General features: G+C 63.4%; 10 protein-coding genes, 1 tRNA gene and 1 riboswitch. Of the genes, 3 read left to right on the top strand and 8 right to left on the bottom strand.

The window, feature by feature from the left end:
- Window positions 1-86 precede the first annotated feature (86 nt).
- The gene (locus tag ACFVSJ_RS17680; RefSeq protein ID WP_387438246.1) at window positions 87-1,517 is read left to right on the top strand and encodes an MFS transporter; all 1,431 of its coding nucleotides are present in this window, start codon (window positions 87-89) and stop codon (window positions 1,515-1,517) included.
- Between the two features lie 81 nt (window positions 1,518-1,598).
- On the opposite strand, the gene ACFVSJ_RS17685 is transcribed toward ACFVSJ_RS17680, so the two are convergent.
- Both ACFVSJ_RS17685 and ACFVSJ_RS17690 read right to left on the bottom strand, forming a co-directional pair.
- Window positions 1,599-1,687: transfer RNA gene (locus tag ACFVSJ_RS17685), tRNA-Ser, on the bottom strand.
- Between the two features lie 93 nt (window positions 1,688-1,780).
- Window positions 1,781-4,015: a prolyl oligopeptidase family protein gene (locus ACFVSJ_RS17690; protein ID WP_387438247.1), complete on the bottom strand. Its 2,235-nt coding sequence runs from the start codon at window positions 4,013-4,015 to the stop codon at window positions 1,781-1,783.
- 60 nt (window positions 4,016-4,075) lie between these two features.
- On the opposite strand from ACFVSJ_RS17690, the gene ACFVSJ_RS17695 reads away from it, so the two are divergent.
- Entirely contained in the window at window positions 4,076-6,031 is a 1,956-nt protein-coding gene (locus ACFVSJ_RS17695; RefSeq protein ID WP_387438248.1) for an FAD/NAD(P)-binding protein, read from the top strand.
- A gap of 97 nt (window positions 6,032-6,128) precedes the next feature.
- A riboswitch (glycine riboswitch) is annotated at window positions 6,129-6,228 on the top strand.
- Between the two features lie 156 nt (window positions 6,229-6,384).
- Complete coding sequence (cycA, locus tag ACFVSJ_RS17700; RefSeq protein WP_387438249.1) at window positions 6,385-7,857, top strand: D-serine/D-alanine/glycine transporter; 1,473 nt, start codon at window positions 6,385-6,387, stop codon at window positions 7,855-7,857.
- Between the two features lie 63 nt (window positions 7,858-7,920).
- On the opposite strand, the gene ACFVSJ_RS17705 is transcribed toward cycA, so the two are convergent.
- The 6 genes from ACFVSJ_RS17705 to ACFVSJ_RS17730 form a co-directional block, all read right to left on the bottom strand.
- Window positions 7,921-12,444 carry an ExeM/NucH family extracellular endonuclease gene (locus ACFVSJ_RS17705; protein ID WP_387438250.1) on the bottom strand — a complete coding sequence of 1,508 codons (4,524 nt, stop codon included), beginning with the start codon at window positions 12,442-12,444 and terminating at the stop codon, window positions 7,921-7,923.
- Window positions 12,445-12,625: 181 nt separating this feature from the next.
- Window positions 12,626-13,117 (bottom strand): septum formation family protein, encoded by a 492-nt coding sequence (locus tag ACFVSJ_RS17710; RefSeq protein WP_387438251.1) that lies wholly within the window; start codon window positions 13,115-13,117, stop codon window positions 12,626-12,628.
- 186 nt (window positions 13,118-13,303) lie between these two features.
- A complete protein-coding gene (locus ACFVSJ_RS17715; protein WP_387438252.1) occupies window positions 13,304-14,089 on the bottom strand; it encodes a VOC family protein in 786 nt (261 codons plus the stop codon).
- Window positions 14,090-15,479: 1,390 nt separating this feature from the next.
- The gene (locus ACFVSJ_RS17720; protein ID WP_387438253.1) at window positions 15,480-15,758 is read right to left on the bottom strand and encodes a hypothetical protein; all 279 of its coding nucleotides are present in this window, start codon (window positions 15,756-15,758) and stop codon (window positions 15,480-15,482) included.
- A 54-nt stretch (window positions 15,759-15,812) separates the two neighbouring features.
- A complete protein-coding gene (locus ACFVSJ_RS17725; RefSeq protein ID WP_387438254.1) occupies window positions 15,813-22,343 on the bottom strand; it encodes an RHS repeat-associated core domain-containing protein in 6,531 nt (2,176 codons plus the stop codon).
- Window positions 22,340-23,179 carry an LPXTG cell wall anchor domain-containing protein gene (locus ACFVSJ_RS17730; protein ID WP_387438255.1) on the bottom strand — a complete coding sequence of 280 codons (840 nt, stop codon included), beginning with the start codon at window positions 23,177-23,179 and terminating at the stop codon, window positions 22,340-22,342. The genes ACFVSJ_RS17725 and ACFVSJ_RS17730 overlap by 4 nt, the downstream gene beginning before the upstream one ends.
- Window positions 23,180-23,202: the final 23 nt, after the last annotated feature.

Below are 23,202 nucleotides of genomic sequence, written 5' to 3' on the forward strand. Positions count from 1 at the left end.
ATCGCTCCCACATTGTCTCTATAGGATCGATGAAACACGCCAGATAGCCCCAAGTGGGCCGTCCATCCTGACCTTGGACCGGAGCCATGAGCACAGATTCCAACCAGACAGACGTCGCCGCCGCCACGGAGAGCACTTGGCAGCCGAGGTTGGCGCTGCTTGTCGCAGCGACGTTCTTCATGGAGTTCCTGGACGGTACCGTCCTCACAACAGCGATCCCCAGCATCGCTTCGGATTTCCGCGTTGCGGCCGCCGACGTCAACATCACCATGACCGCCTACCTCGTGACGGTGGCAATGGGCATTCCGCTGAGCAGTTGGCTGGCCGAGAGGCTCGGTGCGCGAAGGGTGTTTTGCCTGGCGATCGCCGTCTTCACTGCGGCGTCGCTACTCTGCGCCGTGAGCCAGGACCTGACAATGCTGACGCTCAGCCGGGTGGCCCAGGGAGCGGGAGGAGCCATGATGGTTCCCGTGGGCACCTTGGTGGTGCTCAGGGGAACACCCAAGTCCGAGCTCCTCCGGGCAACGGCGTTCCTCGTGTGGCCCGGGCTGCTTGCACCCGTCCTGGCGCCCATGGTGGGCGGTGCCCTGACCACGTTCCTGTCCTGGCATTGGATCTTCATCATCAACGTTCCGCTTGGTCTCGCTGCGTTTATCGCGGCACTGAGGCTTGTGCCGAAGACGGCCGGGGACGGCAAGCGCAGGCTGGACTGGTTTGGCCTGCTGTTGACCACCCTTGGGGTTGGTGCACTGGTGGTCGGGTTGGAAACCCTGGGTGGCCACGCGCCCGGGGCGGTGGCCGCCGTCGTGGTTGGCGCGGGTGTCTTGTCCCTGGCAGGTGCCGTCTGGTGGATGGCGAAGGCGAAGGTCCCGCTGTTCAACCTGGACGTGTTTGGGACCCGGACGTTCCGGGCGACGTCGACGGGCGGGTTTATCTACCGATTGACGATCAGTTCGGTGCCGTTCCTGCTGCCCCTGATGTTCCAGGATGGCTTTGGTTGGGACCCGCTGAAGGCCGGCGTCATGGTGGCAGCGGTTTTCGTGGGCAACATCGGCATCAAACCGGCCACGACGCCGATCATCCGGCGTTTCGGTTTCAAGCCCGTGCTGGTTTTCGCCTCCCTGGCGTCGGCCGCAACGTTTGCCCTGTGCGCGTTCCTCACCGCACAGACCCCTGAACCGGTCATCTTTGGACTCCTGCTCCTGAGCGGCGCGTTCCGGTCCATAGGCTTCTCCGCCTACGCCTCGGTTCAGTACGCGGACATCGTTCCCGAACAACTGCCCTCCGCGAACGCCATCTCGGCCACCTTGGTCCAGCTGGCTGCGGGAGCGGGAATCGCCGTCGGTGCCTTGTTCCTCCGATTGTTCGACACCACCCACCTCTTCGGCGCAGACCACGTGACTGCCTACAAGGGTGCATTCCTTGCCATGGCCGTCCTGATGCTGGTGAGCACCATTGACAGCCTGACACTCCACAGGCATGCCGGCGCAGAGGTAAGCGCCGGTTCCCGGCGGTAGTTTCCCGCAGAAGAGGCGGCTAGCCCAGGAGCAGCGGGGTTAAACGCAAAAGGTCCCGGTTCGAAAACCGGGACCAATTCGCGGAGACGGGGGGATTTGAACCCCCGGTCGAGTTTAACCCCGACCCTTCATTAGCAGTGAAGTCCATTCGGCCGCTCTGGCACGTCTCCAATCCGCTATTGCTAGCCCACCAAGGATACGCAGAACGTGCGGTCCAGTGCAAAACAGCCGCGCAATCCGGTGCGAGTCTCCAGCGAAAGTCGTCAGTTGCTCCCGGCCAGCGACCGCCACAGGAAATGGTTGCTCCGGGCTTGGAGGGCCGCGGCCTGCCTGTTGTCGGAGGCTCCCGCGTGGCCACCTTCCAAGGCTTCGTGGAACCAGACGTTGCGGATGCCCATGGCCTGCATGCGTGCGGCCATCTTGCGGGCCTGGACGGGGCCCACGCGGTCGTCCGACGTGGCTGTCCAGATGAAGGTCTCCGGGTACTCCACGCCATCGTGCAGGAGGTGGTAGGGCGAGAAGGTGCGAATGTACTCCCACTGCTCGGGAACGTCCGGGTCGCCGTACTCCGCAATCCAGGAGTATCCGGCTGAGAGCTTGGAGTAGCGCCGCATATCCAGCAGCGGGACCCCGCACGAAACGGCGCCGAACAGCTCCGGGTACTGGGTGAGCATGTTGCCCACAAGAAGGCCACCGTTCGAACCGCCTACGCAGCCCAGGCGGCTCCGGCTGGTGACGCCGCGGCTGATCAGGTCCCGGGCAACGGCCGCGAAGTCCTCATACGCGCGGTGGCGGTTCTCCTGCAGGGCTGCACGGTGCCACGACGGGCCGTACTCGCCACCGCCGCGGATGTTGGCCACAACGTATACCCCTCCGCGAGCGTGCTCATCGGGGCCGGTGGTGCGGCGTTCCAGCCAGGCGCGGCCCACTGTGCCGCTATAGGCAGGCGTGCGGGAAACTTCGAATCCGCCGTAGCCGGAGAGCTGCGTGGGGTTCTGGCCGTCCAGGACCAGGTCCTTCGAAGCCACCTGGAAGTAGGGCACGCGGGTCCCGTCAGCGGAGACGGCGAAGTGCTGCTGCACCTCGTAGTCGGCTTCGTTGAAGAACGACGGCGACCTCTTCACCTCTTCGTGGTGGCTGTTGACGCCCCCGGTCCGTCCGGCATCCAGGGAGTACACGGCCTCGCCGGAGGTCAATGCGCCCCGCGTGAGCGTGGTGGGCGTGGTGAAGCCGGTGGCCACGAGCCAATAGTCGTTGCCGGCACCGGATTCGTCCTCGTCGTCCACGGCGTAGGCATTGACGTCGTGGAGGGGAGGGCAGGCGTCCAGGTTGCTGGAGGCCCAGGACCCGGCCGCGTCCAGCCGGGATGGGTCGAGCACCCGGATCTCGGATGAGACGTCGTGCAGCAGGTTCAGCAGAAGGTAGTCGCGGGTCCAGCTCCAGGACTGCAGGGACGTGTGCTGGTCCGGGGTGAACAGGACCACCACGTCGCGTGATCCGCCAAGCCACGCCTCCAAATCGGCGGCCAGGAGCGACCCTGCGGGATAGACGGTATCTGCCAAGGGCCAGTCTTTCTGCGGGCGGAACATCAGCCATTCCCTGTGTGCGCTGATGTTCACGTCGGTGGGCACATCGATGGACACCCAGGCACCGCCACGGAGCAGCCAGGTGCTCCTGTTGTAGAAATCGATGTAGTCCACGGCGAAGGTCCGCTCGTAGCCCGGAGTGGAGTCGTGGGCCACCATGGCCAGCATATGGTCTTCCGGGATCTCGAAGATCTGTTCCGCCGAGGCAAGGGACTGCCCGCGGCGGAGTTTCACGGCGGTCCTGGCGTAGGACGACGACGTTGCCGGCAGGCCATCGGCGGTGGAGGAAACAAGCAAGGTATCGGCATCGAGCCAGCTGACGTTGCCCTTGGCGGTTGGCACGTCGAAGCCGCCGGCCGCCGGATCCACGAAGGTGCGCGTCTCGACGTCGAACTCGCGGTACCGGTTGGCGTCGCCGCCGTCGGGAGAGAGGGAGACCATGGCCAGCCGGTAGTCGGCCCCGTCCGAAGGCCGGAGGAAACCGGCGCCGTGGAAGACCCATTCCGTGCCCTCCGCGGCAGCAAGGGCATCGATGTCCAACAGGACATCCCACTCCGGTGAGTCGGTCAGGTAGCTTTCCCACGTGGTGCGGCGCCACAGACCCTTGGGGTGTTCCCGGTCCTTCCAGAAGTTGTAGTAGAAATCGCCCCGCTTGTTCACCATGGCGATCCGGTCGGTGGAGTCCAGCACTTCGAGGATCCCGGCCTCGACCGCGGCGTAGTCGGCGTCTTCCAGCAGGTCCTCGGTACGGGCGTTTTGCTCGCGGACCCAGGCCAGCTGCTCTTCGCCATGGATATCCTCCAGCCAGACGTTCTCATCCGTCGGCTCGGCTGCTGCGTCGGCGGCGTGGCGGGGTCCGGAAAGGGGGCGGTCTTCGGGGAGGGGCGTCTGATCAGCTTCTGTGGTGGTCATCGCCCCATCCAAGCAACACTTTTCAAAGGGAAGCAAGTCACGCGGACGTTAGGCTTGAGCGTGGCTAAATCGCAAATCTTCCGTGTTGCCCTGGTCGGGGCGGGTCCCCGGGGCACCAGTGTGCTTGAGCGGCTGCTCGCGAACTGGGCCGGAGCCACGGATGAGGCGATTGTGACCACAACCGCGAAGCTCCACATCCACGTCATTGATCCGTATCCTGCAGGTTCGGGCCATGTGTGGCAGCCCGAACAGTCGCGGCTTTACCTGATGAATACCCAGTCGTTCTACCCGACGCTCATCCCAGAGGACCCCGAGCTCGCGCCCCCTCTGGCCGGGACGTCGTTCGACCAATGGCGCGTCACACGGCGTCGTGATGGCCAGGGATTGAACCGGGCCGAAAAGGCGGAGTTAGCCAGTCTCGAGTCGGACAACTTCCCCAGCCGCGCCATCTATGGGCGCTATTTGCGGCAGACCCTCGCTGAGTTGCTCCAGCGACTGCCCGACGGCGTCGAGGTCACCTTCCATGAGACGTCCGCCGTGGCGGCGCGGCCGGTTGGGGGAGGAACGTTCGACGTCGAACTGGCCGACGGCGGTTCACTCACCGTCGGTTCCGTGGTCCTCGCGCTGGGGCACATCGAATCCCGCCTGAATCCGGAGCAGCGCTCGTTCCAGACTGCCGCAGGGGAACAGGGGCTGCTCTATTTCCCGCCCGCTCCTCCGGCCGATGTGGACTGGACCCGGGTACCGGACAACGAGCCAGTACTGGTCCGTGGCATGGGTTTGAACTTCTTCGATGTCATGGGCCAGCTGACTGAGGGCCGTGGCGGCAAATTTGTTGACGCAGTTGCGCCCGGGGCGGGCATGCTCGAGTACCGCCCATCCGGACGCGAACCTAAGATCATCGCCGCTTCACGGAGGGGCACCCCGTACCGCGCCAAGGCCGGGCTGTCCGGCTACTACGCCACCAGCATCACGCTCCGGTACCTGACCGAGGCAGCCATGGACCGTTTCAAGGCAGCCGGAATCCAGCCCGGTTTCGACCACGACCTTTGGCCCCTCCTGCACCGGGACGCGTTGTGGGCGTACTACGCGACGCTGGCAAAGTCACAGCCGGCAGCCATCAGGGACGCCGCGCAGTTCCTTGCCGACCTTGAAGACGCATTGCAACCCCACGCCCACGCCACGGGCAATTGGGAAAGCGCAGTGGGTGCGCTCGTGGAAAAGCACGTCGTGGCCTCTCGGCGGCTCAACCTGCGGGGACTTGCCGCGCCTTTGGCCGGGCGGACCTTTGCCTCGCGCCGGGACTTGGACAAAGCCATCACCGACTATCTAGACGATGACGCCCGGCGTTCCGCCCTGGGTGAATCTGACCCCGTGAAGATGGCCATTGGTGCGCTGCACACGGGCCGAGCGATTCTCAAGACCGTGGTGGCCGACGGCGGCATCACGGACGAATCCTGGGTGGCTGAGCTCCGCGGTTGGTTCGAGTCCTTCGTTGAGGGGCTTGCCAGCGGACCCCCGGCCCTGCGGTCGGAACAGCTGGCCGCCTTGGCGCGTGCCGGCGTCGTGAGTTTCGTGGGACCCGACCCGAAGTTCAGCGTGGACCGTAACGCCAAAGTCTTCCGCGCTTTCTCGCCGTGGGTGCGGGACGCACCGGCTCAGGCCCGCACGTTGATCGAGGCGATGTCGCCCGCGAACCGCGTTGGCATGAACATCTCGCCGCTTCTTGAACAGCTGCTGGCGGACGGCCTGGTTCGCACCAAGATCATGATGAGCGTTGAAGGAACTCCGGTACAGACCACTGGCCTGGACGTTGAGCCGCATCCATACCGGCCGGTGGCGGCCAACGGTTCCGTAACCAACGGGCTGTATGTTTTGGGCCTGCAATTGTCCGCAACGCAGTGGGGAACCGCCATCGCAGCCGAGGCCCGGCCCACCAAAGGCCGGGCGTACAGGAGCGGGCAACGGACCCTGCGCGATGCGGACGAAATCGCCCGCAGCATCCTGGGACTCTGAACAGCCGCTCGAACCCGGCGTGAGCTGGGACGCTTGCGTACCGCTCCGGGCTTCGCTACTGTGTGAGCTGCATCACCGGCCAGGTGATGCGCGCTTGTGATCCGTGGCGGGAGAGTCCTGCCGGTACATCCCGTCAGGCGCCGTAGGAGCAAACCCTCCCCAGGAATCTCTCAGGCACCCTGTACCGCCACGGCGAGGCAACTCTGGAAAGCAGTCCGGGATTCCCGGGCTCACCGAAGGTGCAAGCGGTCCTGTGCGCAGGAACGCGGAAACTCTCAGGTCAATGACAGAGCGGGGAGGAACCCGAATCATCGTGGCACACCACGTGTGCCGCCTGAACAATGGAGTTCCTCATGACGATTCAGCGCCCACCAACAGATGCCGGCAACAAGCAAGAGCCCCACCTGGAACGGCAACTCAGCAACCGCCACATCCAGTTGATCGCCATCGGCGGCGCCATTGGAACCGGTCTCTTCATGGGCTCGGGCAAGACCATCTCCGCTGCCGGCCCCTCGGTGATCTTCGTTTACATGATCATCGGCTTCATGCTGTTCTTCGTCATGCGCGCCATGGGCGAACTGCTCCTGAGCAACCTGAACTACAAATCCTTCAGCGACTTCGCCGCCGACCTCCTGGGTCCCTGGGCGGGCTTCTTCACCGGCTGGACCTATTGGTTCTGCTGGGTCATCACCGGCATCGCGGACGTGATCGCGATCGCGGGCTACTCCAAGGAACTCTGGCCCGGCCTGCCACTGTGGATCCCCGGACTCATCACCATCGGCATCCTCCTGCTCCTCAACCTGGCCACGGTGAAGGCCTTCGGCGAGACCGAGTTCTGGTTCGCCCTCATCAAGATCGTCGCCATCGCAGCACTCATCATCGTTGGCCTGTTCATGATCCTCGGCGGCTTCCAGTCGGACGCCGGACCGGCCGGCTTCACCAACCTTTGGTCCCACGGAGGCTTCTTCCCCAACGAATTCATGGGCTTCGTGGCCGGTTTCCAGATCGCGGTCTTCGCATTTGTGGGCATCGAATTGGTTGGAACCACGGCAGCCGAAGCCAAGGATCCGGAAAAGAACCTGCCCAAGGCCATCAATTCCATCCCCATCCGCGTGCTCCTCTTCTACGTGGGCGCCCTCATCATCCTCATGTCCGTCACGCCGTGGACCCAGTTCGCTGCCGGACACAGCCCGTTTATCGCCATGTTCTCCCTGGCAGGCCTCGGCGCCGCCGCCACCATCGTCAACCTGGTGGTGCTGAGCTCAGCGATGTCCTCGGCCAACTCCGGCATCTACTCCACGTCCCGGATGGTCTATGGCCTGGCCCAGGAAGGCGACGCGCCCGCGGTCTTCAGCGCACTGTCCGGACGCAAAGTACCCCGCAACGCCCTGTTCCTCTCCTGCGTCCTGTTGCTGTCCGGCGTCGTCCTCATGTACGCCGGGCAGGACGTCGGCAAGGCGTTCGACATGGTGACCACCGTGTCCGCCGTCTGCTTCGTCTTTGTTTGGTCGATCATCCTGGCCAGCTACCTCGCGTTCCGGAAGCGCCGGCCGCAGCTTCACGAGGCCTCGGCGTTCAAGATGCCCGGTGGCGTGGTGATGGTGTGGGTTGTCTTCGCCTTCTTTGCCTTCATCCTGTGGGCTTTGACCACCCAGCCGGACACGCTCATGGCGCTCCTTGTGACGCCGGTGTGGTTCCTTGCCTTGGGCGTGGCGTGGGCCATCCTCCGCAAGCGGCCTACCCACCTGGCCCGCTACGGGCACTTCCGTGCCGAGCTGCAAAAGGACGCTGACAAGGCGCAGGAACCCGAATCCGTCCGCAACTAACCACTGCACGCAAAGGAGCCCCTCACCGGCGTGAGGGGCTCCCTTGCTGCCATCAACGGGTACTTAGCCCCTCAAGCACTTCTGGTACTCCAGCCACGCGAATGCGTAGCGGAGCCAGCCCACAACGTCATACCACTTGGACGGTTTGGTGGGGGCGGTGCACTGCGGCGGATTCGGGCCGCTTGCTGCCACCTTGACCAGCGCCTTCACCGTGGTGCCGCTTTCGACGGCGGTCAGCACCACCGTGCCAGTGCCGGCCGCCGCTGCTGCGGGAACCTTGAGGCTGACGTTCGCTGCGCCGGAGGCCACTGGCACATCCCCGAGATCCGTGCTGGCACCCTTGGCATCGATGAAGACGGCCTTGAGCGTCTTGTTGGCCGGGCTGCCAATCGACGTCAGGTCCAGCTTGGACACGGTCAGCGTGATGGCGTCTCCAGCTTTGACCTCGGCCGCAGTGGTGTTTGCCACGGCCACCGAACGCCGGGCGAAGTCCGGCGAGACCGGCTTGTGCGCCTGCAGGTACGTGATCCACGCGTCCCGGTCCACCAGGCCGGTGTCCTTGGTGTTGCTGCCTTCCTTGAAGACCCGGAAGTTGTCACCACCGGTAGCGAGGAAGCTGAACGTCCCGATCCGGTACTGCTTGGCAGGATCGATCACGGCGTTGTTGACCCAAATGCCCGTGATGCGGTCACCCGCTGGCCGGGCGGCGTCGTAGGTGTAGTTGACGTTCTTGGACAGACCCAGCTGTTGGTACGGGCGGCTTGGCACGGTGCCGTCCGGGTTGGTCTGCCACTGCTGTTCCAGGAGCGTCTTGAACTGCGCGCCGGTGAGGGAGGTGGTCCAGAGGTTGTTCACGAACGGCAGCACGGCGTTGGCCTCGGCGTACGTGATGGTTCCATCCGGGGCGTAGTACAGCTCGTTCCGCAGCCCGCCGGGGTTCACGACGCCGATCTCGGCCGAGCCGAGTTCGGGCGCCTTGAGCGTGTCCACCAGGGAGTCGGCCACGAGGTTGCCCAGCGTCGATTCGCTCGCGCGGTCGTCACGCTTCGGGGCGCCGCCCGCCGGATCCGGGGTGAAGGCTGTGGTGATATCAGCTGTCACCGAGCCCACTGGCTGGTTCCCGATCTCCGCGGCGTTGGCCAGGGCTTCGTCCACGATGGTCTTGACTGCGGCGACGCGCTGGTAGCTTGCTACCAGGCTTTCGGCTGTGTCCGTGGTGCGGTCAACGATCGAGGCCTTGTATGCAGTCACCGCCTTGGAAGCCGTATCCACCGTCAGGGTCACACTGCCCACGTTCTCGCCGTAGTTGCCGGTCTGGACGATCGGACGCGTCTTGCCGGTGGGCTGGCCGTTGTCCAGGATGGGTGCGTCCCAGGCGTACTCCTTGTGCGTGTGACCGGTGAAGATCGCGGCGACGTCGGGAGTGGTCTCGTTGACGAGCTTGGCGAACGGGCCGCCGGCCGCCACTTCCTGCTCCAATGTGGCGCCTTCCGGCGTTCCGGAAGCGGCGCCGTCGTGGTTTTCCACGATGATCAGGTCCGCGGCGTTGTCAGCTTTGATCTTCGCTGCGACGCGGTTGATCGCTTCCACCGGATCACCGAATTCCAGGTCCGTGATCCCCGCAGGCGTTACCAACGACGGAACTTCCTGCGTAACCGTGCCGATCACGGCCACCCGCAGGCCGTTCATCTCCAGGACCTTGTACTCCGGCAGGACCGGGGTGGTGGTGCCCTTCTGGTAGACGTTGGCGCCGAGGTAAGCGAACTTGGCGTTGTTTCCACCGGCGATGACCCGGTCGCGCAAGTCTGCCCAACCGCCGTCGAACTCGTGGTTGCCCACCGCAGAAGCCTGGAGCTCCAGGGCGTTCAGGACATCGATGGTGGGCTGGTCCTTCGCCACCGAGGAAGCGAACAGCGAGGCGCCGATGTTGTCGCCGGCAGAGATGAAGGCCGTGGCTCCGGGTGCGGCTGCTGCGCGAAGCTTTTCCACCGTTCCGGCGAAGAGCACGGTGTTGGAATCGATGCGGCCGTGGAAGTCGTTGATGCCCAGGAACTGCAGGTCGACGCTCGCCGGTGCATCCGGAGCGAGGTTGAGGCCAACCACCACGGGATCGTGGTCGCTGGCGCGGAACTCGTCCGGAGCATAGTAGTTGGTCACATTGTTGTTATACCGGCTGTACTCCAGCGCTACGGACTCCACGGAGTTGATGTTCCAGATGTCCGTTCCCGTCACGGCCTTGTGGGCGGCGGGGGAAGCGAGGATGTGGTCCAAGGAACCCACCATTCCGCCGAAGAGGTAGGAGTGCTTGTTGGTCCCGGCTTCGAGGTCCGTGTAGCCGGCGCCGGTGAGGACGTTGATGGGGTCTTCCTTGGCGTAGGCGTTGAAGTCGCCGATCAGGAACACCTTGTCCGTGCCCTTGGATGTTTGCAGGTCCTTGGAGAAGGCCAGCAGCGATTCGGCTTGCTTGGTGCGCGCGATGTTGGAAGCGCCCTGGCCCTTGTCGGTGTCGTCCGGCGTGGCTGCGGAGCCCTTCGACTTGAAGTGGTTCACGATCGCGATGAACTTCTTGTCATCGGCTGCCCCGACCGGCTTGAACACCTGTGCCAGGGGTTTACGGGCGCTTGCGAAGGCAACGGTGTCGTTGTGGATGATGGATTCGCCAACGGGTTCGGCGGTGGCCTTCTTGTAGATGAATGCGGTGCGGATCATGTCCTCATCGCTCAGCGGGGGAGCATTGGCGGGAGTGCGGACGTAGTCCCACACGCCAGGCGTCTTGGTGTTGAGGGCATCCACCAGCTTGGAGAGTGCGTCATCACGGTTCTTGCCGAACTGCGCAGAGTTTTCGATTTCCTCGAGGGAGACTACGTCGGCGCCAGCCTTGGTGATGGCGGCGACGATCTTGGCCTGCTGGCGTTCGAAGTTCTCCGCGTTGGCAGCGCCACGGGCGTTGCAGCCTTCCTTGACGGTGATCGGGTTGCCGTCCCGGTCGGTGTAGAAAACGCAACCGCTGAGCTGGTCACCCGTAGTGGGGAAGTAGTTCAACACGTTGAACGACGCGAGCTTGAGCGTGCCCCCAACGTCTGACGGGCCTTCGGGCCGCGAAGTGGTGAACGACGTCGGCTGCACTGTATCGGCGTTGGCCGGGGTCAGTGCCGTGAGCGGCTGGAATTTCCAGGAGTTGTTGCCGTAGCCCAGGATCACGTCGGTCTTGAACTTGGCGGGGGAGCCCACCCTGACAGGATCCGTGGTGCTGAGGTACGGGAGCTGCTGGGCTTTGGTGCTTGCGTCCTTGAGGAAGTTGGTGGACGCACCGTCGTCGAGCTTGATGGCGCGCATCGCGTTGTCGGCCACCACCGCCGCGTACTCCGCGGAACCGTAGGCGGCTACCGCCGTCGGCTGTACCAGTGGCGAGGTTCCGGCGGCGAGGCCGATTTCGCCGTACTGGTTCAGGGAGTAGTTGTCCGTGACGGTGAAATTGCCTTCGGGCGCGACCAGCATGCCTTCGAAAGCTTCACGCGCCGCGTCATTGGCCGGGAGGGCGAACGGGGTCGCCTTCACCTCGGGGGCGGCCTCGGTGAGCTTCTTCAGCCCCGCGGCGTCCACGGTGATCTGCGTTTGGTTCGCGAACTCGCTGACGACGCCGGTCAGTTCCAGGTAGTCGCCTTGCCGTACGGAACCCGCCGTCGTGGGGGAGTAGACGAACAAAGCGTCCGACGCCGTCCTGGCCGCCCCGCTGCTGTCGCCGCCGGTTCCGGGGGTCTGGACGTAGTAGCCGTTGAAGCCGCCGGTGGCGTAGACCGCCGTCACCTTGCCGCGCGTGGTAACGGTGCTGCCGACGAACGGGCTGGCCGCGCCGGTGCCTTGGATCTCGGCGATGGTCTTGGCGCCGGGTTCGGGTTCCGGGTCTGTGGGCGTCCCGCTGCCGCCCGATGCTGTGGGGGTGATGGACGCGCTGAGGCTGAAATCGGTGGCGTTGGAGTCGGTATCTACGCCGTTGGTGCGGTTCAGGCTGCGGACATCCGTGTTTCCCGTTGGGGCCGTTGCCGCGGCCGTTTCGAACGTGTTGGACGTGCCGTAGCCGAGGAGGTCTGCGATTAGCGCGTCGCCCGTCACGGAACCAGGGGCCAGTGGCGATACTGCCGTGGTCTGCTTGGCGAGGACCAGAGTGCCCGCCGTGCCGCTCGGGTTCAGCGTTCCGGTGGCCTGCACATCCGCCGTGGGCAGGGCGGGGGCAGTGGACGTGCCGCTGTTCGTGGCTCCCTGGACCAGGAAATAGCCCTTGGCCGGAATGCTTCCGGTCAGGGCAGTAATGCCCGTGGGGGCTCCGGTTGCGGTTGCCGAACGGTACTGCAGCGACCAGCCCGCGAGGCTGACCGGTGCATCGGAGGAGTTGTAAAGCTCCACGAATTTGTTCTTGAAGGCGGCGCCGGTGCTGCCTCCACTCAAGTAGGCCTCGTTGATGACCACCGGCGACGTGCCGGCAGCGGGGTCATCAGCCGCGAAGGCCGGCACAGCGGTCAACGGGGCCGCTATGAGCCCCGCCGACAGGACTGTGCCCGCTAACAATTTCCAGTGCTTATGGTTCATCCGCTCTAACTTTCATCAGGAACCCTGTGGGGCTCTATGGACGACGCCCGCTGTCTTGTGAAGTGGGCGATGTGCCGGAAGTTACTCCCGGGTAAAGCTGCCTCGGGCCTAGCTGAACACGAACGGATGAATGGGGAGTGGCTTGCCGGTGGCCGGAGGGTTGCCCCGGCCACCGGCAGGATTACTTGGCTGCGCCTTTCAGCGTGCCCTTGGTGGATGTCCCGGAAGGGCCGCCAATCAGGCACATGATCTCGCGGTCTCTTTGCTTCCAGGTCTCGCTGCTGGGGTAGAAGTAGGTCATGTCCAGCGTCGACTCGTCGTAGGGAACACCCACGAATTTTGCGAATTCAGTACCGCAATAGTCCTCCGATTGCGTTTGCACCTCGGACTCGCCCGGGTAGGAGTCTGCCACGATCTTCTTTGCCGCGAACGCCTCAAGATCGTGGCTCTGGTCGCACGGAATGATGGACACGTCCTGGAATTCGTTGCTGGATGGCTCAGCCATGCAGTCGCCGACCTTGATCTTGAAGGCGTCCGCCACGGACGTTTCCGTCGGCCGGCCGGACTCGTCCCTCTTGGCGTCGCCACTGCTGATGAGTGAACATCCTGCGAGTGCCAGCGAGGCGACGCCGAGCACGGCGGCAGCCTTGAAGGTTTGTGAAAGGTGAAGCAATTTCCGGTCCTCATTCCCCAGAAGGACCGCAGGTGGCTCCGAGTGGATGCCCGGACCCCACGGTCAGTGGTTGGAGGACCGAACTCAGGGACCCCACGCCGAACGATCCCCCAGGCCCGGCAATGGGCAGACCGTACCGGCCACCCTTGGGTAGGGGGCGGCCGGCACGATCCGAAAATCAAAAGTCTAAGCGGTCTGGCCCAAGTCTTGGATGACCTTGAACGTGGCACCTGTTGGATCGGACAAGGTGGCGAGTCGTCCGAAGGGAGTGTCCTCAGCGGGCTGTGTCACTGTGGCTCCCAGCCCGACTGCTTTCTCCACCGTCGCGTCGGTGTCCTCGACGGCGAAGTAGACGCTCCACATGGACGGCACTTGCTCGGGCAGGAAACCTGCGGCGTCCATGATCCCGGCCTTGGCGTCGTCTCCGGCGCCGAGCGTGGTGTAGCGGAACTCGGGAGTGTCGCTCATGACTTCCGTTTCCCAGCCGAACACGTTCTGGTAGAACGAGACGGCGGAATCGTAGTCCTTGGACAGGAGTTCGTGCCATGCCGGGGTCCCGGGCTCCGCAGCCACCTGGTAGCCCTTCATTTCACCGAACTGCCACGCGCCGATGGAGGCGCCGGAGGAGTCTCCGTACATGGCCATGGCGCCTTGCTCGGGAACCTCCATCGGCTCCATAAAGACCTGGCCGCCGTTCGCGGCTGCTGCTTCGGTGGTGGCCTTGATGTCATCGGTGCGCAGATAGGTGGACCAGAGGTCCGGCATGGCGCCCATGTCTTCCTGCTTCTGCATGATGCCGGCCACGAGCTTCCCGTCCTTGGAAGCGGTGATGTAGCCGCCGTACTTCTCTTCGTCTCCGGTCTCATAGGTCCAACCGAACAGCGCGTTGTAGAAGGACTTCGCCTTCTCTGTATCGGAGGTCATCAGGTCGATCCAACACGGCGAACCGGCAGTGATATCAGGCGTAGGCATGTGTACAGCTCCTGTTGTCAGGCCGCGGCAAACTCCGCGGCTGATGGTCTAGTGGTGGAGACAGGAAGAACACTATGCGGGGGCTCTGACAGTTTTCAACGATTTTCTGGATGACGGTTCTCGGATCGGGCCGCGGAAGGCTGGAATCAGGACAAGCATCGTCGGTTCCGGAAGAAAGGGCAGCCTGTTCTGTACTTGGAACGTCTGCCCTCATGAAGGGATCCACGGTGAGAACACGGTGTTAAACGGCACTTCCCCGCTGCCCCATTCTTGGCCCAGACCTATTGATCCAGCCCAGTAGCGGCCGAAATGGTCCAGTTGGCGCAGGCACGTGGCAATTTCCTCGGGCTCATCAGACAGCAGCAGATCAGCGTTAACAACTCCTTGAAGAAGCTAGTGGATTCGCAGTTTCCGTTCATTTCCTCTGCGTGCCATTTCAGGATGTGAAAAGTACCGCGCCCGTTAATTGATCGTGAATCTGAACGATGGCGTCCGTGCTCAAGAAGTCGATGGGAGCTCCTGCGACCTCTGGGCAACGGAATTCATCGCAGCTATTGAAGAATTTACCTAATAGGCAAATTTCCTCGCAGGTTACCTCGGTAGAGGTCACTTCTGAGCGGCATCACGGATCGTAGCGGTAGCGGTCAGCTCCAGCTCCCGGTCCACGATCCATATCAACGTTTCTTAACTGGGTCGTCGGATCCCAACCAGCGGGTGGGTCGCCTCTGGTCCACGGCATTCCGGCCTTTATCCACTGATTTCGTAGCAGCGATAGAACTTCTTGGAGTTCTTCGCCGTCTCGGCCCCCATCGTCATAACCGTATTCAATCCAGCAGCATGGGCAGATCTCACAGCTCGCTATCTCGTTTAACCCATATGGAGGCTCCTTCATACGTGGATATCCGCATACAGGACAAAAATAGGTCCTTCTCCACCGGATCGTCATGCGGAGGCCAGCATTCTCGATTCAAGCGCTGCGTCGCACGGATTCGCAGACCCATGGGGCTCAACGCATAAGCGCTGTCTGTTCAGAGCGCATTGCTCACGCGGGCGCTTGGTTCCGACGCCGATGCTCATGTTGGGATCGACGGTGAAAATTCGGTGTGATACGTTGATTGCCCTCTCCCCATTCTTGGCCAAGTTCCGGAAATATTGCGAAGCTCGTCATTCTGTCATCCAAATTTTGCCCGCAGTCAGGATTGAATTCCATAGATCTATCGATTCCGGTCATTCACTAAGATGCGCGCCAGCCGCGGTTGTCAGTTTTCATTAGACTTTGCATCAGTTGCGACGTCCGTACACGCCAGTCGAATCAGCTACTTGCCCGTACCGCCCACAATTCATCTTCGGATACTCATTACATGTTGCGGCCCTCAACGATTCGTGTCATCTACGCCCGCTGATCTCCTTTGCGGGTCTCAAGAATTATCGCATCCGACGACTCGTCGCGAATCTGAACTATGTCTTCAGTGCAAAAAACGTCGATGGGAGCTCCCTTAACTTCTGGGCTTATGTTTGTGGTCACGTGGGCAAAAGGCTCACCCATGTCATATCCCCAGGCGATGTTGAAAACGGTGTACACGGTTCCGTTTTCGAGGTAGACACGCGTGGCCACTCCTCCTCGGGCGGCCAGGAGATTGATGATGTCCGCGTCCAAGGGACTCGTCACAGCATTGGACATAGTAAACGAAATATCTTGTAGTGCCGCACGACTGACTCCTTGTTATGGAAGATCCACTATGTCTAGATGACCGTTACTTTGCCACTGGCCGGACGGCTGGTACCTCTCTTCATAGTTTGACTGGACTTTACCGAGCCTAGGCTTCTCCGTGGGAGGCCGCCACTGTCGTAGGCCATCTGAGCTAACCCAGGTCTTGCCATCGCGGGCGAGCCGCGCTCCCTCACCTACCCAAGCTTTTCCGGCCTGAGCATCCACTGCACTTGTGGCTTCGCCTAATCCGAAGTTGCCCTTGCCCGTTGAAGCCGAACGCAAAATCCCGCTGGCCTTCGCCCAACCGGAATCGCCCGGGGCATCAATCCCGGCCTTTCCACCTGCTCCAGCGCCCACAGATCCGGCGATGCCCAGGGCAACGAGTGGGCGGGCTTTGTCAGCGAATGCCTGGTTGCCGTGAACGAGGTCCTGCGCCCATTGAGGCTTGGTTTGGAGGTTGGCCTCAGCGAGTGCGTTGCCGCAGGCTTCGTTGATGGCCAGCTGCTCCGGGCTCATTCCGACCTTCACGTTCCCAACGCAATTCAGAGCGGTGTGTGTGGCGCTGATCTGGGGTGCGCTGGCACGGGCAGGTGTGTAGACGGCGGCCTGCTGGAGGATGCGATTGAAGTATGAGTTACCGGTAGATGGTGTGTAATCGGGTCGCCGGATGGAGAGTGGCGGCACGGGCGGGACGGGCAGGAATGCCGGTGTGCTGTCGGGTATTGGTTCCCAGCTTTGGGATGCGGGCAGGTAGTCGTACGAGGTCCCGTCGATGACCCTGACAGGGTCGTAGCCGAGGTTGTCGACCAGGGTTGTGGGGTTGTTGAGGGTGTAGGCGTAGCGGTTGAGGGTTTGGGGTGCGTTGAGGAGACCGCGCCATTTGTCCTGCCCGGTCCAGGTCGCGGTGGACGGGTCGAGGGTGCGGGCGTGGAATTGGTGTGTGCCGAAGGTGCTGTCGGTCGGATTTCCGGTGTAGTTGGGGTCGGAGTCCCAGCCGGTGGTGCCGTATTCCTGGACACCGTAGTCGGAGTACTCGGACAGTTCGGTGATGGCCCCTGTACCGGCGGCGTCGGTAGTTTGGGCGATAGTAGAGCCGAGCCGATCCAGCAGTTCCCACCGGTCTTCGACGGTGGTGGCCCCAGTTTGCAGTGCGACGTGCCCTACGTTGTCCGGGATCAGGTTCGCTGTGCCGTGGTTGTCGGTGTTCTGGATGGGGGTGAGCCCGTTGAACGCCGTGGACGTTTCATGGATCCCGTAGTCGGTCTTGTCAGAACTGGTGAGGTTCCTCCCGAGTCCGTCGTACTTGTACGTGCTCTCGATGCCTGACCCGGTGACGGATTGGGTCTGGTTGTCGGGGGTGTAGCTGAAGGTGGTGGTGGCTCCGCCGGCAACGGTGGCTTTGGTGCGGTTTCCGTTGGGGTCATACGCGTACGACGTCGTCGCCGAACCAGCCGTCCCTGCGCCAGGTCCGGTGCGGGTTTCATTGGTGAGTTGGTCGGTGTTGTCGAAAACCGCGGTCACGTCCAAGGGATCGCCAACCGTGGTGGTTGAGGGGTTGTCGTTCGTGGTCCAGCCGATCCGGTTCCCATTCCGGTCGAAGTTGTAGGTGTTCTTCAGCCCGGTGCTGGAGGTGGAGCCGATGAGCCGGCTGAGGGGGTCATACGTGTAGTCGCGAGTGTCCCTGACTGGGGTATCCGACGTCGGGGTGGTTCCGTTGGTTCGGGTCCGGGAGGCTGTATTGCCGTTCTTGTCATAGGTGTAGCCCACGGTCAGGGATTCGCCCGGTGCGATGCCTGCGTCCGTGCTGGGCAGGGTGCGGCGGGCCAAGTATTCCGCCGTTTTGACACAGTTGGTACCGGTCGCGCCGTGATCCGGCAGAGCCCGGCTGGCCAGATATGTGGCCGCGGTGGTGCAGGCTTTCGCCTCATGCGAAACAGGCTTGGTTTCCGGCAGCACATCAGGAGCAGTCCCCGCGGCGGCCCGCGCTTCAGAGGGAGCCGAGGTGGACTTGGTGCTGTGGCTAATCGTCTTGGTGCGGTTCGCGGGGGTGTAGTCGGTGGTGGTCGTGACGCCGTTGGAGCGCGTCACGACGGCAGTGTTCCCGGCAGGCGTGTAGTTGTAGTCCATTGATCCCCAGGGCGAGGTCTGGGACTTGACCCGTCCGGCGGGATCGTAGCTGTACGAGATCCCCACCGACTTGTCGGAGGTGGGCTGCCCTCCAGAACTGCCTGTGGTGGCAGGGCTGGTCTTTCCTGCGGGCAGGGTGAGAGTGGTGAGTTGCCCGGCGGGGTCGTAATCGTAGAAGAGCTTCTTTCCCAGCGCATCCGTCTGTGACTTCAGCGCCCCGCGGGCGTCGTAGGTCCAGGCGGAGGCACCGATGGAATCGTCCATGGTGATCAGCGCCTGCTCCGCGTCATACCCATAGGAGGTCTTCTGCCCGGTGGAGTGGGCGACAGTGGACAGGTCCCCGGTGGGGGTGTAGTCGTGGGTGGTTGTGGTCCCGTTCGCGTCTTTCTGCTTTGTCAGCAGCCCGCGGCCGTCGTATTCGTACGTCCACTTGCGCCCGGCGGGATTGGTTTCCGCGGTGGTCCGCCCGGCCTTGTCGTGGCTGAACTTTGTGGTGTTGCCATTCGGGTTGGTGACCTCGGACAGGTACCCAGCGGGGGAGTACACGTAGCTGGTGATGACGTTTGTGTCCGCGTCCTGTTCCTTTCCGACGACGCGGTTTTCGGTGACGCCAGTCAGCTGGGAGGCTTTGTCCCAGGAATAGGCGGTGACTGCGCCGTTCCCATCGGTCATGGATGTCTGGTTCCCAGCGAGGTCCCAGCCGTACGAGGCAGCAACTCCGTCGGGGTCGAGGGTCCTTACGAGGTTGCCGGCGATGTCGTAGGACCGGGTCCAAGCGTCCCCGTCCCCATCCGTAGCGGAAATGACGCGCCCTGCGCGGTCGTAGGTGGTAGTAGTCGTTTCTCCCGCTGGGTTCTTCACAGCCACGGCCCGGTTCATCGCGTCGTAGGCAGCAGTCGTGACCCGCTTAAGCGGGTCGGTGACCGTAGTCCTGTTCCCGTTCGCGTCGTACCCGAACGAGCTGCCCGCGCCGGTGGGGTCAGTCGAGGACGTGAGCTGCCCGGCGGCGTCGTACGAGCGTTTCCAAGCCTGCCCGCGCCGGTCAGTGACGGTGACGGTGTTCCCTGCCTTGTCGTACGTGGTGGTGGTTGCGTTCCCGGACTGGTCAACGGCTCTGACGAGCCGATCCATTGCGTCGTACTCGAACTTCCGCACACCCCCGGCTGGGTCGGTGACCGCGGTGGTCCGCCCGACGCTGTCGAGGGTGAACTGGGTATTTGCGCCGGTCGGGTCCGTGGTGGACGTGACGCGGTTCAGGACGTCGTAACTGGTGCTTGTGGTGCCGTCTTCGGGGTCCGTGGCGGTGAGGAGGTTCCCTGCCTTGTCCCAGGTCTGGGTCCACGCCCCGCCGAGGGGATCGATCGTTTTGGTGATTCTGTAGAGCGGGTCGAGCTCGAACGATGTTTCGGCGCCGAGTGGGTCGGTGATCCTGGTGAGCTCGTCCTCGCGGTTGTACGCGTAGGTGGTTTTGCCGCCGTCGGGATTTGTCACGGAGGCAACCCTGAACAGGGTGTCCCATTCGTACGTGGTGACGGCCCCCGTAGGGTCGGTAGTCGAGGTTAGGTGGTTGTTCCCGTCGTAGGACAGGGCGGTTACGCCGCCGTCGGCGTCCGTCTGCGTTACCAAACGGTCAGCGGTGTCCCAGGCGAAAGTGGTGGTGTTTCCGCGCGGGTCGGTAGCCGCGGTGACCCGGTTGGCAGCGTCGTAGGCGAAGGTGCTTGTCCGGCCGAGCGGGTCCGTGGTCTTGTCCAGGTTTCCGCGTCCGTCGTAGCCGTACGTGGTTGTATGGCCCAGTTGGTCGGTGGACGCCGTGAGGTTTCCGCGGCCGTCGAACGCGTTGGTGATGCTGGTGCCGTCGGGCAGGTGCGCGGTGACCGGCAACCCGCTGGCATCGTTATCGAAGCTGGTGGTGCGAGTGGCCCCGCCGGGTCCGCCGGTGTCCGTAGAGGATGCGAGGTCCCCTGCCCGGGTGTAGGTGTAGGACGTGACGCTCCCGTCCGGGGCGGTGGTGGAGGTGACGTGCCCGGTGGTGTCGTAGGCGTAGCTGGTGGTGTGCCCGTTTTGGTCCGTGTAACCGGTGACCTGGTTGTTGCCGTCGTAGGAGAACTTCTGGTCCCCACCGGCCGCGTCAACAATGGAGGTGACGCGGTAGTTATCGTCTCGGGTGTAAACGGTCTTGTTGCCTTCGTTGTCCACGTAGGTGGTGGTCTTCGCGGCGTCGTCGTAGGTGAAGGACCGTTCGTTGCTTTGGGCGTCCCACTGCTTCACTACCCGGCCGGCGTCGTCGTATTCGTTGCGCAGGTAGAGGACCCCGAGGGGATCGATGGCGGCGATGAGTTGGTGTGCGCCGTCGTAGGTGAAGGAACGGGTGCGGCCGTCCGGTTCGGTGATGACGGCCAGGTTCCCGGCGGCGTCGTAGGCCAGTCTCCAGATCCTGCTATCCGGGTGCGTGAAGGAAGTGACCCGGCCCAGATCGTCGGACCCGACGGCAACGGTCTGTCCCGCGGCGTCGGTGATGGAGGCCAGCGGAAGGAACTGTGTCTCTGGTGTTCCAAGACCGTAAACCAGGGTGGTGGTGTTCCCTTGCCGGTCCGTGTGTCTGACCAGTTCACCGATGCCGTCACCATCGGAGGCGTCGAACAACCAGGATTCGCCGTCCAGGGATGCCAGTAAGAGCCGCCCGTTCCCGGCGTCACTGAGGAAGTTCAGTGTGCCCGCTTCTGCGGTGAAGCCACCGGCGCCGTTGCCCGTGAAAACATACGAGGCCCCGTCCCCACGCACTGCCAGGACCGACCCGTCGTCGAACCTTTGTACCCGGGCGCCCAGCCCGAACGAGACGCCGGCGCCGGTACGGGAGAGCCTGCCATCCTGGGAGTTATAGACCAGGGACAGGTCAAGGTTCTGTTTTCCGGGTCCGGTGAGGGTGAACAGTGGGAACTTTTCAATGAGGTTCCCGGTGGTGAAGGAGACCGGCTCGGCGCCGTAGGCCTGATAGTTGTGGAACCCCAGGTTGCGCCATTTTGCCAGCTCAGCCGCTGAGGGTTTCGACGGCCAACCGCCGGTTGTGGGGTTGGTGCAGTTGAAGCCTTTGGTCTCGAGATACTTCCCAAGCCCGGTGAAGACGCCGTTGGTGATCGAAGCGAAGCCATGATCGATCACGGGCCGATCGTAATTGTGGTCGATATTCAGCGTTTCCAGATGCGCTACAGCGCCCGGCAACGAACCCAGATCCGGATAGGGAAGAGGCGTTGTTGCACCAGCAGAATCCTGCTTCGCGGGCCGGCCAGTGTAGGCGGGCATCTGGGCGATCAAGGAGTTCGTCACCGCGTTGTCGTCTGGCCCGCCACGGCTGTACGCTTTGGTGCCACCATCCGCGGCCGTACCCCACGGGTGTCCGAACAGGGCGTCGAAGGCCAAGGTCACGGTCAGGTCCGGGTTATGTGCGGCCGCCATCGCCGCCCGGGTCTGCGGGGAAATGAACCGCGGGGACGCTGTGGGACGGGTGACCAAAACGTCGGCTTTGCAGGTGGCAGTCATCATCGCCGCAACCTCGTTCGCCAATCGCACGTTCTGTGGCAGTTCGGTCATGGCTCCGCCGGGGCCGGTGGTTGTGGCCACGTCATCGTCAGGATCCAGCACCACGCGCGGTCCGGCGGGCGGGGCGAACGGGGTGCCGATCACCACGAACTGGGACAGGTGGTCCGACTCGCCCCGTACTTTGCCGGTGGCCTTGTCATAGTAGGAAGGCAGCTCAACCCAAGGATCCCCAGGATTCTCACGGGTCATGATCCGCACCGACGCGGGATCAACCTTCCCCGCCGTTGTGCCCAGGCGGGTCTCGTCGATGGCCAGTTCCAGTCCAACACCCGGGTCCACAGCTGCGACCACGTCGGGACCGTCCGGGGTTTCGATGATTGTCGGGTCAGCTGGGAACGAGGTGATGTCCTGGCCGTCAGGGGCGGTTGCGGTGATCTGAACTGCGCTGTTCAACACCACGCCGGCGGTTTCGGCAGCTGCGGTCCGGGCGGCTCCATCGGCGAGTTCCTTGACCGACACTTCCAACGGATCCTTGATTTCGTGGCCGGAGAACCTGACTTTCGCGCCTACTTGATCCGCCCTGATCGCCGACTCCTGACCGGGCCGGACCGCACCCGTAGCAACATAAGGAGCGTCCTTAACAGGGCCCTGTCCGTCCTCGACTTTGGGCGCAACAAACGGCACGGACCGGGTCAGGCCCTGGGACGCGTTTTGTGCCGTGGCCAGGGTTTCGGCCCGCGCCGATGTGCTGCTATTTACCAGGGAGGCGTAGCTCGGCGTCAGCGTCGAGGTGGCCAGTGCACAGGAAAGCCCGACGCCGGCCACTCCCAAAGTCAGCCGTCGGCGCATTGATCCCGTTGCCTTGCGGCGGGGGCTCATGCGTCGCCGCCCGTGGAAGAACCGTCGTCGCCGGTTGCGGTGGTGGCGACTTTCCTGCGGTAGATCAACAGGGCACCGCCACCGAGCAACACGGCTCCCAACAGCGCCAAAGCCCAGGCCTGGAAACCCGTAGAAGCCAGGAACCCTGCCGAGCCCGGCACGGGGATCCCAAAGATGCTCGGCTGCTCCTTTACGCAGGCAGCCAGTTCGGCGGCGTCGGAAACTCCATTCCCGTCGAAGTCTTCCTCGCCGGTCGCGCACCCGGGTGTCCCGCAGATGACGACGTCGATCCAGTCTGCGACCTTGTTCCCATCCGCATCATCGCGGCCGTTGGAGCACGTCGCCGACCCACACGCCAAATCCTCGGCGAAGTCAGGGACGCCGTCAGAATCAACGTCGGCCGCCGGGTCCGCGCATTTCGTATCACCGCACGCCCTGACCTCGGTCCAGTCAGGAATCCCGTCAGCATCGGTGTCTTCCCGACCTGTCGCGCACGTACCGGACCCGCAGACCACCACCTCGACAGCGTCTGGTATGGCATCCCCATCGGCGTCGCATGAAGCCGCGTCCTTTTGGGCCGCGCAGGCAACATGCTGTGCCGCGGGAACTGTCACGGTGGTCGTCATTGATCCCTTGGCAGCCGCACCCAGGCTCGTGCTGGGGTGTGCTGCCGCGGTTGCCTCGGGAGCCGTGGCAAGCAGCGCCAACAGCCAACAGACGATGCCCACCATGCCCAGAACCGCCGTCCTGGACAGGCCTGAGCGCGCGCCGGGGTGTAGCGCAGGTGCCATCCGCGATGGGGCACTGCACTCCACCAATTGGGAGTGCAGTTTCACTTAATGAGAGTCGGGCTGGGGCA

Origin of the sequence: Paenarthrobacter sp. NPDC058040, assembly GCF_042885775.1 — a bacterium.
In the GTDB taxonomy this organism is placed as follows: domain Bacteria; phylum Actinomycetota; class Actinomycetes; order Actinomycetales; family Micrococcaceae; genus Arthrobacter.